This window comes from Xanthomonas sp. A1809 (assembly GCF_017746015.1).
Taxonomy (GTDB): Bacteria; Pseudomonadota; Gammaproteobacteria; order Xanthomonadales; family Xanthomonadaceae; genus Xanthomonas; species Xanthomonas euvesicatoria.
This window is the reverse complement of sequence record NZ_JAGHWZ010000042.1, coordinates 1-16,695: the sequence shown is the minus strand read 5'-3', so window position 1 is coordinate 16,695 and position 16,695 is coordinate 1. Positions and strand designations below refer to the sequence as shown.

Sequence of the window (16,695 nt, the reverse complement as noted above, 5' to 3'; positions counted from 1 at the left end):
TGCTTCGCTTGCACACCGAGCGCATTTCAGACATCACGCACAGCGAGCCCGAGTCGTTTCTGCATGGCAACGGCGCACTGGAAGACGCTGCGCCCACCATTGCAATTGCCAACGGCTATTTCCGCTACTCGTCTACGGACAAGTGGATCATGAGCGCCTTGCAGCTCAGGGCCCCGGCAGGCCAGGTGATTGCAATTGTCGGGAACTCAGGCGTGGGTAAGACCACGCTCATCCGCGTTCTGGCGGGGCTTGAAGATCTTCAAGTCGGGGACTTCTTAGTCAATGGAGAGGATCTGCGGAAAGTCGGTAAGTCGAGCTACCGGAGCAAGGTCAGCATCGTCATGCAGGGAGACAATCTGTTGTCGGGAACGCTGTCGGAAAATATCTCCATGTTCGATGAGCACATTGATCAAGAGCGTCTTGTGCAGGCTGCGAAATTGGCATGCATCCACGACGATATTCAGCGTATGCCAATGGGCTTCAACACCAGAGTCGGCGACCTGGGAAATACGCTGTCAGGTGGTCAAAAACAACGGGTCTTCTTAGCCAGAGCCTTCTATAGGCGCACCAAGTTGTTGTTGATGGATGAGCCAACGACTGGGATTGATGAGCAGATGGGCATACAGCTGATGAAGAATATCAAGAGCATCGGCGCGACCACAGTCATTGTGACGCATGACAAGAACATCTCTCGGATGTGCGATATGCACTATCTCTTCGTGGGCGGAGCTCTAAGGCCCTTGATCAAAGAGCAGCCTAGCAAATTTGAACGGGACGAGGCCGGGGAAACGGCTGAGAAATCCAGCCAACAATGAGGGGTTGTAACGCTTATCAAAATAAATTCGAGGGAAAAGGCGGCAAGGCGCATTCAATGAAAAAAACGATCAGAAAAAAATCTACTCACAGGATGGAGTGCTGTAATGAGAGAATTGACAAGCGAAGAGCTGTTCTTAGTCGCAGGTGCGGCAGCCGCTGCGGACGTCGATCCAAGCGAGCCGCCTACGCTGCCGCCAGTGGTTGTTAACCCGCCACCTTCGGGGCCACCGTCGCTTCCACCCTCTCCGCCGATCGAGTTCCCGACACCGCCTCCGGGAGGTGGTGGAGGTGGAGTGCCTAACCCATTAGACAAGAATACGACCACGGATCTTGGAGCAGAGGTTGATATTTTGGTCAACAAGTCAGCGACCTTAGAAGGACTTGTTCAGTTGGCGCAGGCGAAAGGTTTTCAAATAGCGACCACGGATACATATTCTCGGACCGATTATGCTGCTACGGGCGGCGGAACGGTTTACATCAAAACCTATGCCAACGCGAGTGACACCGCGTCCCAATTAACGCATGAATTAGGGCATTCACTTTTTGATGGGGAGTGGAATACTGTAACAGATCGAGCATCGGCCATTAATATGGGTTTGGCAACTGAAGGTGAAGCAACAATCTACTCCATTGCGGTCCAGAGAGAGCTTACCGCACAGGGTATTGGTTTTAACATTGCCGCAGATCCCGCCAATGTAGCTTCTTACAACGCCACATATGACGCATATAAAGCTGGCCAGATAGGCTGGGATGCCGCTTCAGCGCAAATCGGCGAGTCTTTCAGGAATGGCGAGCATATTGATGTGAATGGAACCCCGGATAATAAAAGTGATGATATTACCTATGAGCAATACTATGGGAACTATTGGGACAGTAGGAATCCCGCTGGGGGCTGATGACATAGTATGAGGATCCTGAATTTATGAGGGTGTCTGGCATGATGTTTTCGAAAAAAATGGCGTTTTTGGTAATTCTCAATTTTTCTGCGGCGATGAGTGTGCACGCTGAAAATAAGGATTCTCAATTGAATTTGGATGAGGTTGTTAGTAAATTTTATAATCCTGCTAAGCCGATCAACTATGAAACTTTCCGTGATATCGGGTTCAGTGATTTTCGGCAAGTGAGTTCAAGCCGGTCCTTGAATATTGCTTTTCGTTCAGCTGCATTGAAGACAAAGGATCAGTATGGAGTCTCCTTTGTTGAGTTCAGGGTTCCACCTGAGCTCGACAAAGGAGTGAGCTTTGCGTATATGGAATTGACGCCCGGACGTTGTTATGAGGTTTCTAAGATCAAGCAGAAATTTGCGCTCACTCCATATGTCCTGCCACCCAATCCCCATGCGCCACTCGCCGATGCCAGCAAGGAGGTATTTTACAAAACCGATCTTGGTGAAACATCTGTGTATGTGAAAGCGAGTTCAAAGGGTGAGTGCTTGCTTGGGCTAACGAGAAGTCGAAACTAGGAGGTTTGCTGGCGCTAGCCAATTAGGCATCTATCTAATTGGCTAGCGCTGAGATAAGAAGCCGACAGGCTTGGCGTGAAACGATGAGTTCAAGCATTACATAGTCATAAGCAGCCGCTATGGGCTTTGGGAGGCGATTGCGTGATGTCACTACGGCTCGGGCCGCGCTCTGAGGGTGTTGCGAATGATGAGCGAGTAGACAAAGAGGGCAGGCACGCATGTCAAGCAGATGCCAATGAAAAACATGCCATAGCCCCGGATTTGTCCGTAGTGGGTTGTGAGATAAGCCACTGCAAGGCCTGAGAAGCCGGCAAGCACCCTGCCGAAGATCGAGTAGAAGCTGGTTAGCCAAGCGTAGTGCTCTCCTGCGCGTCCAAGCGTGACCAGCTTTGACATGTAAGCAACCAACGCGATGCCGGTATAGCTACTGGCAAGGTTTTGAAAAATAACGCTAGCCCAAAGCAGTTCAGCAGACCGCTCATTGGACGAAAGCAATGCAAGAACGAGGAGGGCAAGGGCTTGGAGAGCTGCGCCAACAAGAATGGTCGTGCTCAAAGACATGCGCTTCAAGCTAGTGCCTGCAGCCAAAATTCCGAGGAAGGCCGCTGGGATCCCAAGCCAAATATGCAGGGATCCGACCACGCTCTTTCCAATGCCAAGGGCATAGAAGAAAGGATTGATCATGGGACCCAGAAGAATATCCGGTAGGCGATAGCAGCCAATGAAGACGATGACCGCGATCCATCCTTGGAGCGTGGAGGGTCGAAGGGATATCAGCGTAGACCCCTGCTTCTTCGCACTCGCGCGATCTGGGGTGAGAGCGCTATCGGGGGCAGATCGCAGAAAGAGCGTTCCGCAGATCGGCACCAACATCAGGGGCAGCAGAATTGCATAAGCAACTTGCCAGGACAGCCGCGCTGCGAGCAAGAACACCAGACCGTCGCTCAACAGCAGAGCAATGCGGTAGCCAAATTGGTAGGCAGTGAGGAGCTTGGCTGGCTGCTGGTGCACTGCCTCTTGTTCGATCCGGAACGCATCGACTGAGGCATCCAGGGTCGCACCGCCAAAGGCTGCTGCGATGCAGCTCAGTGCAATCAGCGGAAGGCTGCCAGCGACAACGCTCAGGACAAGGCCTAGGAGAGAGATGGCGACCATGATCGAAGACAAGACAATCCAGCCTTGACGGTGCGACATGGTGCTTCTAACGACCGGCGCACGACGTTGGTCGAGATGGCGGGCCCATAGGAATTTGAGAGAGTAGGGAAGTGCGGTCCAAGCCAAGGCACCGATGACTGCGATCGAAAGCGACTTTTCGCTGAGCCAATAGCCTAAGGTGCTGCCGATCAGCGGATAGGGCAAACCAGAACCGAAGCCCAGGAACAAAAATCCAGTCCAGGCCTTGGTCGACCTTGATGTCACTTCGTGCATAGGCTGCAACTGCCTTGTCGCTTCGGTTCGTCCATTCGTATCAAGGAAGCAACGTGTCTTCCTCAGCTATTTTTGCGAAGTCTGTGGGTCTTGGTTCCCAGCATAGCGCCCGTCTTATCTCGCACCAAGCGATGCGCTTGCTTGAAGTGAGGGCGCAAGCGATGCCGGAGTGCTCTCGCCAGGCGTCGGTGATGCCCTGGCATAGCCACGAAATCCAAGATCCAGAGTTGATCACCTTCGTTCCAGTCGCTAATTGGCAAGAACGGCGGATCTTGCAGAACCAAATGACTGGCGGTTTCAGGCGTCAGATAAGCCCATAAGGCGTAGCCGGTCCAGACCCCGTCTTCGTCTTTAATCGTGACGAGCTGGCCTAGGCGAATTGCAGGCCATAGCCACACATAAGCCGCTGCGATACTGAACTTCTTGCGGTCAGTCTTGAACAGGAGTTGCATTGCCAGGCCAAGCGCCTGCGCATCAACGGCATTAGGTTGCATGGGCGGTGGTTGAGCTCAATGTTTGCGCTGCAACTGCAGCGTCCGGGAAGGTGAGCAGTGCGGCAGCGATTGATGCACGCCCGTTCAAGCTTAGACCTACCAGGTAGCTGGTGGGTTCGCAGTCGACACGCGCGACGGTTCGATGGCCAGAATTGGTGATGCCGAGTGTCTCATCTGCGACTTCGGCACCGAAGATCAGTGTTCCCCCACGCACGCGTGGCCCCTCCAGCTGGGCTGTATAGGCCATACGATGCGTATCAAAGAAATACAAGGCGGTGGACACGTGATCGCTTGCGTAGCCCAAGACAAGCCAGTGTGGTGGTAAGCCTTTCCAGACACGGCGTGAGACCGCGACCTCGGTTGCGATAAAGGCCGAGACCCGCTCGGGTCCCGACGACCGATCGGCCAATATCGACCGCACCAGCTTGATCGCTCGGCGCTTGGAGACGCGATAGGAAAGGCGTGGTCGTGGTCTCAGCCAGCGGTTGGCGGCACAAAGATGGAGAGCTGCGTTCGGAAGTGCGCGCAGGAGCGAGTTGATCTCCTCGCCTGTCTGAGAGCCCTGGGTTGCTTTGCCTTTGATGTGGTCAGAGAGCCAATCGTGGCGCTCATCGTGCTTTGTGGGCTGATCGAGCGCATAGTCAATGCGCTGTTGCTCGCGGTAGTAGCGCGCAATGAGCGCTTTGAAATGCAACGCCTCTGGGCTTGACTGAGGCAAGGCACACGCTTCTGCACAGTGATGGAGAAACGCAGCTTCCATGTGATGCTCGATCTGGATGAGCAGCTGATCGATGTTGGCGATTGCCTTGTCAAAGCGGGAATACTTCTTGAAGAAGTAGGCAAGCGAGGGAAGCGAGTGGCGAACATCACGCATCTCATCGCCGAAGAAGTGACGATGCCCATCGGTGCCACGCTTCCAGGTGGGAACTGCGCGGAAGCCGCCGAAATCCAGAAACTGCGCGTTCGATGTGATGTTGTCGCTTGTCGGGCGTCCGGTCCAGAGGCGATGCGCGCGACTTGCGGCAATCTGCTCGGCAAGGCGGAGGTAGAGCGCAGACAAGTCAACGCCTAGGTCATTGGGTTTGCCGGCATCGCGCTGCGTGTGTTCGTCGGCAAAGTGGATGGCATCTTTGACCCGCAGGCTATCTTGAAATTGATCGCTGTTTGCACTGCCTGATGTCCCGAAATACAGGCTGCGCTCGAAATGCGCCAAGCGCAGGAAAGCAGGCCTGATCAGAATGGCGCACCGCTCCGGCTCGTCGGCATCGGTGCGCGCCAGGGAGAAGCCGGCATCAATGATGGCAACGATGGGGACTGCCCCATGGGGGAGTTCTGCGTTGAGGATTTCGCTGGCGACTGCCTCGCGAATGGCATCGTAAAGATAGAGACAGCCATGGGAGTGTGACCAATCATGGGCCTCGGAGACCAGTGGCGTGGGGCCGGTTCCTTTGGCGATGAGCATGCCATCGGAGCCACAGCGGCCACTCCCCCCGTGGATCGCCCCACCGCTCCCACCATAGCGATCAGCGCCCAGTGTCTGTCCGCCGAAGGTGCCGGCAACGCAGTGGGCTTCGATAGAGGTCACGGCAAAGCGCTCAAGCAAGGACGCTGAGATGCGGGCCCGAGTTGGCGCGTCGTGGATGGCTATGCCTAAGTCGTGAAACCAGCGCTCATTGAGCCAGAGCAAAGAAGCATCCGGCAGTCTTCCCACTGGAAAGGGCACGAGCATTGAGGTGCTCACGCTGGCAAGGCTCAACAGGGTGGGGTGGTTCTTGTCATCCATGTCCCAGTAGTCATTGGGCATTTTGCTTCCTTGTTTCCGCAGCTATTGCGACTTAGCGTTCGATCGGCGTTGGTGATGCTACCAACCTGACGGCAATTCGTCCTGCGGCTGCTTGGATTTCCCGAGGCCACGGGACATCACTTCTGCATGGACAGTCAGCGTAAAAAACGACACATGGCGTTAGGGCGTAATCAGGCTCGTACAGGTCTTATTCATTCTTTGGTATAACTAATATTTATATGTGAAAAGAGCAATGGTTGATCCAACTGTCGCAAAAAAATTCAAAGAAAAAATTAAAGAGCAAGAGCGCACGGTTTCTGCTTTGCAGAAACCGTGCGCCAACGCTGCGCGTCGGTGCGGTGGCTTTCGCCACCTCGTTGCCTACGCTTCGCAATGCAACACAGCCACTTCAAAACCTCGTGACCGAGGTCTCTGTGCTGTCGAGTTCGCTTTTCTCTCGACACGGGATGTTATGCCGCTTCTTTGTGTGCTCCACAAACAGGAGTTTCACAAATGGCGATTTATCACGCAACAATGAAGTCTTTCAGTCGAGGCAACGGCGACTCTTCGGTCGCAGCAGCTGCTTACCGCGCAGGGTTTGATCTGTTCGATATGAGCACAGGGCTTGGCCACAATTATTCCCACCGAGGCGGTGTCGATTTCCATCAGATGCTTGCGCCGAAAGGAGCGCCCGAGTGGTGCTTTGATGCACAGTATTTTTGGAACGCGAACGAAGCGGCCGAGACGCGCAAGAACGCACGCGTTTGCCGAGAAGTCGAGGTGTCGCTTCCGCACCAACTTGATCCACACCAACGGAGAGCGCTCGCTTTGGCGCTTGGCCAATTGCTCGTCAATCGGTTCAAAGTCGCCGTATTGGTCGCTGTGCACACACCAAGCAAATATGGTGATCAGCGCAATCATCATGTGCATTTGCTGATGTCAGCGCGACAAGTCGGACCGGGAGGACTAGGGGAGCGCGCCTGCGCTGAGTTTGATGCGCGACAAGGCGGCGGCACACGAGCGCTGCGGCAAATCCGCAAAGACATTGCAATGGTCATCAATGCGCACTTGAAAAATGCGGGCGCCCCGGCTCGGGTAGATCATCGCAGTCTCCGAGCACAGGCACACGAAGCCGCGCGTAATGGAGAGTTTGAACGCGCCCGCGAACTCACGCGCCGGCCAGGCAAGCACTTGGGCAAAGCCAAAGTGGCGGTGATGCGCAAAACGAAGTTCACAGCAGAAGTGAGAGGGGCAGGTGGGCGAGAAGCAGCACTGGCGCTTTCAAAGCTTGTCGCTGAGCACATGAAAAAAAGCGGTGGTCTCGTGCACGAGGTGCCGCCGTCTCATAGCCATGCGACAGCACTTCGGGATCGGGTCAATGCACAGGCTTCTGGATTGGACGGACGCACAGCGGTTGGGCAGACACGATTGTCAGGCGCAGAGCGGGTGCGGCAGATCAAAGAGCGCTTGGCCCGCCAACCCGCCCCCCGCCCAGGGCTCTACACCCCTTACAGTGGACAAGCGCGGCATCTCAGTAAGGTGACGCGTCTGGCTCGCTCCTCGGGCCGACAAGACGCGGAGGTCCTAAACCAAGAGGCGCAGCTGATCGAAGATTGGCTTGAAGCCCAGCGAGAGGTGGCGCAGCAGTCTTTGGAAGTGCTCCGCCAGATCCCGGGTATCCAGATTGAACCCGAGTTCCAGCGGGCGCACTCCACACTCGTTTGCCGGCGAGCAGATAGCTACGCCACCAAGCCATTTTTCTTTGAAGACACCGAGATGCTTGCTCGCTCAATCAGCAAGTATGCCCATGCGTTGGTGCGACCTTACAAGGCGCGCATGGCCGTGCTAGATGCGAAAGCCAAGCTCTATGAGCAAGAATACGATCCCGATACGAAAGTGGTGGCCAGAGCACAGCGGCGCTTGGCGCGAACGAAGAGGCATGTCTCCCCGCGCATCCAAGCGATCCAGCAGGGGCGGATCAAGCGGGCTCGAAAAGCGATGGTGGAGACGGCTGAGGCCTTGGAGAAGAACTTTGCCCCACAGCCGATCGAGGTGCTGACGCCTGAGGCAACGGTTGGGGATTTGCCTTTGCCTGATGGCGAGGCTGGGGTAGCGCATTGGGAGTTGAAGTTCCGGCCACCGAAGCCAAGTCTATGATGGCTCAGATATTTCTGACCGCTGATCGCGCAGCAGACCGATGGTGCGCCTAGGCATTTGGCTGGAAGCTACGATCGTCGCGGAAGGCTCCCGCCAAATGATCGGAACAACGCCGCCCGCCATCGGCACCCGGCGCCGAGACTGAGGCTTCAATGCCAGCGACACAGGAGCCCCCATGCGGGGCTCTTTTTCGTGGCAAAGACTTTCGCTTTATGCATCTGGATGAGATTGGCAACACTGAAAGGCAGATCTCGATTTCGTAGTTGCTGAGGCGGCCCCTCATTGGCGGCGGGATAGCTACTTAGCGAACTTCTTATCCAAATACTGGAAAATCGCTCTGGCAGCGTTGATGACTAGGACCGCCTCATCGTTTTCTAACAACGCCTCGTTTGGATGCGCCAAGCTTCCGTGATTGCGAGCTGGATTGAGACTGTCGATGACATTGCTCAACGACCGCAGAACATTGTTCATCGTGTCCGATTGGCTGCCCAAGTCGCGCAAGCCCGGATGCTCGTTCCGGAGCAGCTTGAACAAATTGGTGATGGTCGCGCCGGCGGGGGCGTCAATCCCTTGGGCGTGACAGACCGCTTTGAGGTAAGCATGAAGTGCGGTGTGAATGCGGTCCACCGCGTGGGTCGGTCCTGCGCTTTGGATGAGCGTGTTGGCATCAGCCAATGCGCGCTTCAAGACATCGCTGGTGATAGATGGGCTGCTGTCTTGGACCGAAAGTCCGTCAGCACAGCGCGTGGCCAATTCCAACAACCGGCGGCAAGCCTGTTGGGTTCGAAGATGCTCACTGCCTTGGGGATACTTGCGAGCGATGCCCCGAAGGATCGCTGCTTGTTGATGTCCTTCGACCCCCGTCAGGATTGCAATAAAACGTTCCTTGGTCGTGTTGCCGGTGAAGGCATCCGGATCCAGGTCCAGATCACAAAAGCCAGGGTAGAACTCTCGGTGTGTCTTGTAGGAGAAGTCGCCCAGGTAGCCGCCCTCAACGCCAATGTAGCTGTGAACCACCCAGTGAATCTCGCTACTGCGCAACTCGCCCACAGATCCCCCAGATCGGCTGGAACACGCATTACATTGAGCGCATTATAGGCAAAAGCATTTGAGGAAGGCGCGGTGCTGCATCCCGCGCGTCGCGCTTCCTCTTAGGGGTGTCGATGGATCAGATGGCAGTGGCGCAGGCTGGCGAGGAGACTTCTTCGCTCCGGGGAGCAGGTAGCCTCAAAGACAAGGTTGAAAAAGCCCGTTTGGAGCTGTTGGATCTGTCGACACGCAATCGCCTGCTCCACACACCCAGAGGCGGGCGTGCAAAGACCATCGAGGTTGTCCATGAGCTTGCCAAGGCGATGTATCAGACCTTGGTGACCGAAGGAAAGCGTTTCACCTTTGTTGCTGGCAAGGAGGATCCGAAGCAAGCGAACGCTACTGATAGCCTTGGCGATGACGATGACATTGATGAGGTCCTACTTGACGAGGCACCGGAAGACCCAGGGCTGATCGCGCAACCCGATTTTGAGCTGGATGAGAACGGGCGTGTCAAAGCGCATTGGGATGCGCATCTCACAACACGCCTAACGCCGACAGGTCTGCAGAAGCGCTTATTGGATCTCTACATGGATGCGCGGACGCTTCAAGAAGAGCAGGGCGTCAATGTTCTTTACTTGGCCGTCGGCTACTTGCGTTGGCGTGCTACTTCCGCTCCTCAGACTGACCGCTTCGCGCCCTTGGTGCTCATCCCGGTGCAGTTGGAGCGAAGCACGGCAGGCGAGAAGTTTCACCTCAAATGGACCGGCGACGATATTCAAGCGAACTTGTCGTTGCAGTTGTTCTTGCAGCGCGAGTTTGGCCTTCGCTTGCCGAGCATTGATGAGTTCGAAACGCTCGATGTCGATGCCTACCTGGCCTCTGTGGAAGCCATGCTAGAAGGTAAGGAGACCTGGGGCGTGCTTCGTGATGACGCCATCCTAGGCTTGTTCTCGTTCGCTAAGTTCATGATGTATCGGGATCTTGACCCACAAAGCTGGGAGGCGCTGGGCGGACTCGACGCCATCCCGATGCTACGCGGGGTGGTTCAAGACGGTTTCCCAGGTGCAAGCCTAACCGACGAAAATAGCGAACTCGACCTTATCATCCCGCCAGAGAGGATGCGCCATGTCGTTGATTGCGACTCATCGCAAGCTCTGGTTGTGCACGATGTGCTTCAAGGCAACAACATCTTGGTCCAAGGTCCGCCTGGAACGGGGAAGTCCCAAACCATTGCCAACATCATCTCGGCAGCAGTAGCCGAAGGAAAGCGGGTGTTGTTTGTGGCCGAGAAGATGGCCGCGCTCGAAGTCGTGAAGCGCCGACTGGATCATGTCGGTGTGGGCGTGGCCTGTTTGGAACTCCACAGCAACAAAGCCAACAAGCGTTCTCTACTGGAGGAGCTTCGGCAAACGCTGCACTTAGGCGAGCCCAAACGAACCAGCACTTCGCCAATCATCGAGCAACTAACGGAAAAGCGCGACACACTCAACGCCCATGTTGCGCGGCTCCACGAAGCTCACCAGCCCTCTGGACTGACGCCATACCAAGTCTTCGGACACATGGTGCGCCTGCGTCGCTTGGGCTACACGACACAAAGCCTGCCCCTTGAAGCGCCGACCTCCTGGGCGTCCCATCAAAAAGAGGAGAGGGAATCGCTCCTGCGCGAACTGATCGAGCGAATTGAAGAAATTGGCGTTCCAGATGAGCACGCTTGGAGCGGCGTTCAGAACGATGGCCTCTTGCCGAGTGAGCGCGATCGGTTGCTCATCTTGGTCGCTGGATTGACCGAGCGATTGAACGATTGGGAGGTGTCGACCACTGAGCTTCACAGCGCACTGGATCTTTCACCTCCACTCCGATTTGATGACGCCGGCCTTGCCGTTCAGCGCGTTAAGGCTCTGCTTGAAGCGCCAAAACTTGGCTCCGATTCGCTTCAAAGCAAGGTCTGGGATGCGCCTGGTCGCGCTTCGACAGTCATCGATACGCTTGAAAACGCTCAGAAGGCCAGAGCTGCGGTCGAGGCCAAGATCCAGATGGAGGCGCTCGCGCGAGACTGGGATGCTACCAAGGCCACTTTGCGTGTTCTGCCAAACAGCTTCGTTTTGGGGAAAGAGCTGGCAACGTTGGGTGGGGCACACAGTGCCTTGGTTCGGCTCGGGCCTGATCTGACACGATTGACGCAGCTTCTAGCCGAGAAGGCACCACTTACGCTCGATCTGGCGCTTAGGCTGGTTGCCATCGCGGAGCGCGCCACGACCATTCCGGAACTTGACCGCGATGCGTTGGTCGCCCAAATCTGGGAACGGGGCGTCGATGCAATCGAAGAGGTCGTTGTGGCTGTTGAAACGGTCCAGCAGGCGAAGAGCCACCTGGCCTCTGTATTCCGCGACGCTGCATGGAGCAAAGACAGCGCGGAGCTTGAAGCGGCGCGTGGGCAGTTGGCGATGCGCGGCACGAGCTTGTTCCGCTTCCTAAGTGGAGATTGGCGTCGCGCCAATCAGACCATCCGCACACTCCTTTCTAACCCTAAGCTTCCGGCGTTGGACATGCTTGGATCGCTCGATGTTCTCCTGGATGCCAAGAGCGCTCAGAAGAAGATTGTTGAGCACGACGCCCAAGGACAAGAAGCGTTTGGCTCAAACTGGCAGCGCGAGCGCTCCAACCCATCCTTCCTCAGAGGCGTCGTGGCCTGGATGCGAACGCTCCGACCCTTGGGGAGCGGAGTTCGTGAGCGTTTGGCCGACATCAGCGATCGCGTATTGGCAACCGAAATCGCCAAACGCGTAAAGCCAGTTTTAGAAGAACTCGTTCGCGATTTGGCGCCTGTCCATGAGGCGTTGTTGTCTGCTGAGCGCAACCCATGGGGCGAGGAGACCGTCCTCAAGCGCGTTGCTCTATCGGAACTGGAAGAGAAGTCTGCCCTTTGGCAAGCTGCGTCCCAGCAATCAGCCCTATTGGCTAATGCGCAGGAACTCACGATCGAGCAGGCGCTTGCGGTCATTGAAGAAATCCAGCTGGCGCAAACTGCCATTACCGCTTACGACGCTCTGGCCGCTGATGGGACCTCAGCCTTTGGTCCGTTCTGGGGAGCACTAGATAGCAAGGTGCATGAGCTTCGCCAAGTCGCGTCTTGGATTGAACACAATCCAGAGCTTCGCTTGTTGGCTGTGCGCATTGTTGATCCCGAGTCATTGCTTGATCGGGCTGAGGGAGGTTCTTCTGCGGCAGGACTATTGGCCGGCGAAGTGATGGATCTTCTGGTTGGCTTGCAGTTTGAGGGCAACGCAGAGATCACGCGTAATCCGAGCCATGCACCTTTGGCAACACTCAAACTCCAGCTGGCAAGCTGGCAAGCCGACCCGGAAGGACTTCGGAGTTGGGTGTCTTACCTTGCCATTGCCAAGGAGGCCGAGCGTAAGGGCTTAGGTGCAATAGTCGATGGTCTTGCCAGTGCCAAGCTGGCGAGAGCCGATGCCTTGGGCGTGTTCGATCTGTCTTACTACGAAGCTTTGCTTCAAGCGCTGGTGCAGCGCGATCGTGCGTTGGCGAGCTTTGACGGGCAGCGGCAGTCTCAGGTGGTATCAAGCTTTGCAAGCCTTGACCAGGAGCGTATGCAGCTGGCTCGGTATGAAGTGGTCAAGGCGCATCACAGCAAGATCCCGCGCCAAGGCGGTGCAACCGGCCCAACAGCTATTCTTATCGGCGAGATGGCCAGGAAAAAGGGTCATCTGCCGATTCGTCAATTGATGCAACGGTGCGCCCCTGCGATCCAAGCGCTCAAACCCGTCTTCATGATGAGTCCGTTGTCGGTAGCGCAGTTCCTGCCGGCAGGCGCGCTGGACTTTGACATGCTGGTCATTGACGAAGCCAGCCAGGTGCAGCCGATTGATGCGCTCGGTGCGATCGCGCGCGTTAAGCAGTTAGTGATCGTGGGTGACGAGCGACAGCTCCCGCCAACACGATTTTTCTCCAAAGCACTGGGCGATGGCGGTGACCGGGATGACGATGAGGGTGGGGCACAGGCGTCAGATGTCGAAAGCATCCTGGGGCTTTGCCGCGCAAGAGGATTACCTGAGCGCATGCTCCGTTGGCACTACCGGAGCCGCCATCAGTCGCTCATTGCCGTTTCCAATCAACAGTTCTACGAAGGCAAGCTCTTCATCGTCCCCAGTCCCTACACCAGTGAAGCAGGTGTGGGCTTGCGGCTGCATCATTTGCCTGAAGCCATCTACGACCGGGGCAACACGCGCACCAACCCCAAAGAAGCCAAGGCAGTTGCACTTGCAGTGCTGGCGCATGCGCAAAACACCCCTCAACTCACGCTGGGTGTAGCGACCTTCTCGACAGCGCAGCGCCGCGCCATTCTCGACGAGTTGGAACTCTTGCGCCGACAGCACCCGGAAACAGAAGGGTTCTTTGCCGATCACCCGGCTGAGCCCTTCTTCGTCAAGAGCCTCGAAAACATCCAGGGCGACGAGCGCGATGTCATCTATATCTCTGTGGGCTATGGGCGTGATGCCCAGCGCCACATGACGATGAATTTCGGTCCTGTGAGTAATGACGGCGGCGAGCGGCGCTTGAATGTGCTCATCAGCCGCGCCAAATCGCGTTGCGAGGTCTTTACCTCGATCACCGATGAAGACATCGACACCGATCGTGCCAAGGGTAAGGGCACCTTTGCTTTAAAGCTCTTCTTGAACTACGCAAGGACGGGCCGCCTTACCCTCGCCACCCAGGCGCGAGACGCTAAGCACAGCGTATTCGAACAAGAGGTGGCCCAAGCACTTCGCGCGCGAGGCTACGATCTGCACACCGATGTCGGTTTGGCTGGCTTCTTCGTCGACATTGCGGTGTCTAATCCAGAGGAGCCTGGGCGCTACATTTTAGGCATTGAGTGCGACGGGCAGTCATACCGAGATGCCAGAAGCGCGCGCGATCGCGATCGCTTACGTGAAAGCGTGCTGCGTGACAAGGGCTGGCAGGTTTATCGGATTTGGAGTTCGGACTGGTTCCACCGTCCTGAGGCAGAGCTTGAAAAACTTGTTGTAGCCATTGAAAGAGCGAAGTCGGAGTCAGGCACCTTAGAGCCCAGTGCCAAGTCTTCGCACCGTGCGGTGCCGGTGGAGATTCTCACCGTCGATCGCGGTGAGGTCACTGAGATGGGACTCATTGAGGCGCAAAGTCCGCCGGACACTGAGCCTTACATCGAGGCGTCCTTCGCCGTGCCGAGCAACCAGTTCGAGCTGCATTTAGTGCCGACAGGGCAATTGGCGACCATCGTGCGGCAGATCGTTGAGGTGGAAAGCCCCATTCATCGCAGCGAGGTCGTGACGCGCGCACGGACGCTTTGGGGCTTGCAGCGTGCTGGCTCGCGTATCCAACAGGCGGTTGAAGAGGCGATTGGGTCAGTGGTGTCGACGGGTGGGGTCCAGATCGTTGACCAGGACTTCTTGGCCATTCCGGGGAAAGAGGTCCGCGTGCGGGACCGTTCGATGGTCGAGTCGTTGACACTGCGACGTCCCGAGTTTTTGCCGCCCGCTGAGATCAAGGTAGCAATTACCAAGGTTGTGACCGATAACCTCGGCGCTAGGCCGGACGAGTTGGTGTTGATCGTATCGCGTCAGCTTGGTTATCGGAGCACTAGCGCGCAGCTTCGTCAGCTCATTATCGATTGTGGCGATGATCTCATCGGGAATGGCTTCTTGATCGATAAGGACGGCACTTGGATGTTGCGGGGCTTAATTTAAAAAGATGAGATCATAATGATACCACTGATCCAGGATTTTATTAAAATTTTTAAGCCGCAGTGGTCGAAAGAACGAGAGCAAGCAAGGCTTCTCGCATTGAGAGTTTCTCAGCTTGATAGTGAGGTTCGTGCACTGCGTGCGGCGATTTTTGGTGAGGGAGGGCAGTTTGGTCTTGTTGATTCGCGGATTGAGGATGTCGAAGGTGATGTCGGTGCTCTAAGGGAGGGTTTGACTGAGGTTAAGAATGAATTGTCGAATCAGGCGACTTCATCTCTGCGTGTTGGAACAACCTTATTTAATGTGATCCTTAGTGCTTTTTTTGCGCTAATTTTTTTTGGATCTCCTGTGGTTTTGAATGAGGCTGAAAGTCGAGCGGTCTTCGATTACTTCCTTTATATTGGTCCGGCTGTGTCTGCAATAATTGCGGGATTTGGCCTGTATGTTTCGAAGGGAAAGCGAATTTTCGGAATTGGTGTTGATGGGCTATTTTTCTGCGTCTCCGCATCGTTTCTATTCCTGTGTGTCGTTGCCTACGCCTTTTCAAAGGGATATTTGGCTACGATGCTTTCCCAGTCTCTGGGGGTTTTCTTGCTATTGCCGCTTCTATGGATTCTGTCGTCGTTGATCGGAAAAAAAATATCAATTGGAATCGTGTCCTTTCTGGTGGTTTTCATTTTTGCTGTAGTCTTTGCGTTCGCCTGGATCTATGTTGTCAGTGAATACAAGTTGGAGCGGCCTGGCTTAATTATGGAGGCGGTGATAAAATTTTTGTTTAGTCACTGATGTGAATTTATCATGACCGCTAGCATCAGCCACCAAGCAAGCACTGTGATGATTATCGAGAGTATCAGCGCTATTCTTGTCCCAGGCCCTACATCGTGATTTTTATTTTCTTGGTGCGGCTTCCTATTCATTTCAGAAATTTCCAATAAAATCAATAAATAGCATTATTTAATTTTAAGTCAAGATATTGGTTATTGGTAGATTTTTGTATTTATTTTTGTTATTTTTCTAGGCAGGCAATTGCGTGGGACCAGCTGCGCACGCAGTTGGTGCGCGCGATGAAGCTTTGGCTTGCGCTTGGAAAGCAAGCGCCACAGCTGAGGCCATGTCCTCGGGACTCAGCCTCAACAACTGCTTTACCACCTCGTCCACAGCGGTGCCTGCGCCGCCCTGGCGTTCAAGCTGTTCAAGTTTTTTGCCCAGTGCCACGGGATCCGGGTTGAAGTAGCGCATGAAGGTTTTCAGATCCTTGTGGCCTGAGATCCTGGCTGCTTCCGCTGGGTTGAGGTGATGTCCCATTTCCGTGATGCGCGTGTGGCGAAGGTCGTGCATGCGCGCGGTCAAAATCTCTGGGTCTCCTAGCTTCTCGGCTACTTGCTCACGGACCCGATCCCAAGCTTGCGTGACGGCGTCTGCTCGAATGCGCTTCCCGCGCGAGGTCACAAAGACCGCTCCCTTCTTTGTTTCGCTGGCCTCGAAGCGCGTGGCGATCAAGGCCATGGGCTCTGAGGTCAACGGGATCACGCGCTCGTTGTATTTGCCGTTTTTGGCCTTGGTTTCGCGAAGTCGCGCCGTTTTCTTCTTGAAGTTGATGTCCGCCCAATCAAGCTTGACGCATTCGGAGCGGCGGGCTGCGGTCATACGCGCAAAGCGAATGACATCGGCCGTTGCCTGGTCGGTCCGCCCAGCATCAAGCTGCGCAACGATGGCGTTCCATTCCTCCTCGGTGAGCGTCCGGTCGCGCGCGTCATCCGTAAGCTCCCCCGATCCGCA

11 protein-coding genes and 1 pseudogene are annotated in these 16,695 nt (G+C 55.6%); 6 read left to right on the top strand and 6 right to left on the bottom strand.

What is annotated here, in order from left to right; translation table 11 throughout:
- The 3 genes from J7396_RS22105 to J7396_RS22095 all read left to right on the top strand — a co-directional run.
- Positions 1–815: ATP-binding cassette domain-containing protein (locus J7396_RS22105; protein WP_209262149.1), on the top strand; the 815-nt coding region annotated here is incomplete at its 5' end.
- A 105-nt stretch (positions 816–920) separates the two neighbouring features.
- Positions 921–1,712 (top strand): hypothetical protein, encoded by a 792-nt coding sequence (locus J7396_RS22100; protein ID WP_126952882.1) that lies wholly within the window; start codon positions 921–923, stop codon positions 1,710–1,712.
- A 41-nt stretch (positions 1,713–1,753) separates the two neighbouring features.
- Complete coding sequence (locus J7396_RS22095; protein ID WP_014089916.1) at positions 1,754–2,278, top strand: hypothetical protein; 525 nt, start codon at positions 1,754–1,756, stop codon at positions 2,276–2,278.
- Positions 2,279–2,428: 150 nt separating this feature from the next.
- Here J7396_RS22095 and J7396_RS22090 read toward each other — a convergent pair whose 3' ends face one another.
- The 3 genes from J7396_RS22090 to J7396_RS22080 form a co-directional block, all read right to left on the bottom strand.
- The gene (locus J7396_RS22090) at positions 2,429–3,706 is read right to left on the bottom strand and encodes an ABC transporter permease (protein WP_014089917.1); all 1,278 of its coding nucleotides are present in this window, start codon (positions 3,704–3,706) and stop codon (positions 2,429–2,431) included.
- 62 nt (positions 3,707–3,768) lie between these two features.
- The gene (locus J7396_RS22085) at positions 3,769–4,200 is read right to left on the bottom strand and encodes a toxin-activating lysine-acyltransferase (RefSeq protein WP_033484430.1); all 432 of its coding nucleotides are present in this window, start codon (positions 4,198–4,200) and stop codon (positions 3,769–3,771) included.
- Positions 4,190–6,004, bottom strand: coding sequence for a protein adenylyltransferase SelO family protein (locus tag J7396_RS22080; RefSeq protein WP_041469590.1), 1,815 nt, complete (start codon positions 6,002–6,004; stop codon positions 4,190–4,192). The genes J7396_RS22085 and J7396_RS22080 overlap by 11 nt, the downstream gene beginning before the upstream one ends.
- A 492-nt stretch (positions 6,005–6,496) precedes the next feature.
- On the opposite strand from J7396_RS22080, the pseudogene J7396_RS22835 reads away from it, so the two are divergent.
- Positions 6,497–7,054, top strand: a pseudogene (locus J7396_RS22835) (MobA/MobL family protein); the annotation flags it as partial.
- Here the strand turns inward: J7396_RS22835 and J7396_RS22830 are convergent.
- Both J7396_RS22830 and J7396_RS22070 read right to left on the bottom strand, forming a co-directional pair.
- Positions 6,950–7,174, bottom strand: a complete 225-nt coding sequence (locus tag J7396_RS22830; protein ID WP_326520851.1) for a hypothetical protein — start codon at positions 7,172–7,174, stop codon at positions 6,950–6,952. The pseudogene J7396_RS22835 and the gene J7396_RS22830 sit on opposite strands and share 105 nt — an antisense overlap.
- A gap of 1,263 nt (positions 7,175–8,437) precedes the next feature.
- Complete coding sequence (locus J7396_RS22070; protein WP_033485465.1) at positions 8,438–9,190, bottom strand: abortive infection family protein; 753 nt, start codon at positions 9,188–9,190, stop codon at positions 8,438–8,440.
- A 113-nt stretch (positions 9,191–9,303) separates the two neighbouring features.
- Between J7396_RS22070 and J7396_RS22065 the strand changes: the two genes are divergently transcribed.
- Together J7396_RS22065 and J7396_RS22060 are read left to right on the top strand one after the other, a co-directional pair.
- Positions 9,304–14,919 (top strand): DUF3320 domain-containing protein, encoded by a 5,616-nt coding sequence (locus tag J7396_RS22065; protein WP_209262147.1) that lies wholly within the window; start codon positions 9,304–9,306, stop codon positions 14,917–14,919.
- Between the two features lie 15 nt (positions 14,920–14,934).
- A complete protein-coding gene (locus J7396_RS22060) occupies positions 14,935–15,702 on the top strand; it encodes a hypothetical protein (RefSeq protein WP_228733846.1) in 768 nt (255 codons plus the stop codon).
- A 228-nt stretch (positions 15,703–15,930) separates the two neighbouring features.
- Here J7396_RS22060 and J7396_RS22055 read toward each other — a convergent pair.
- Positions 15,931–16,695 (bottom strand): site-specific integrase (locus J7396_RS22055; RefSeq protein ID WP_209262146.1); only part of this gene is annotated, 765 nt, incomplete at its 5' end.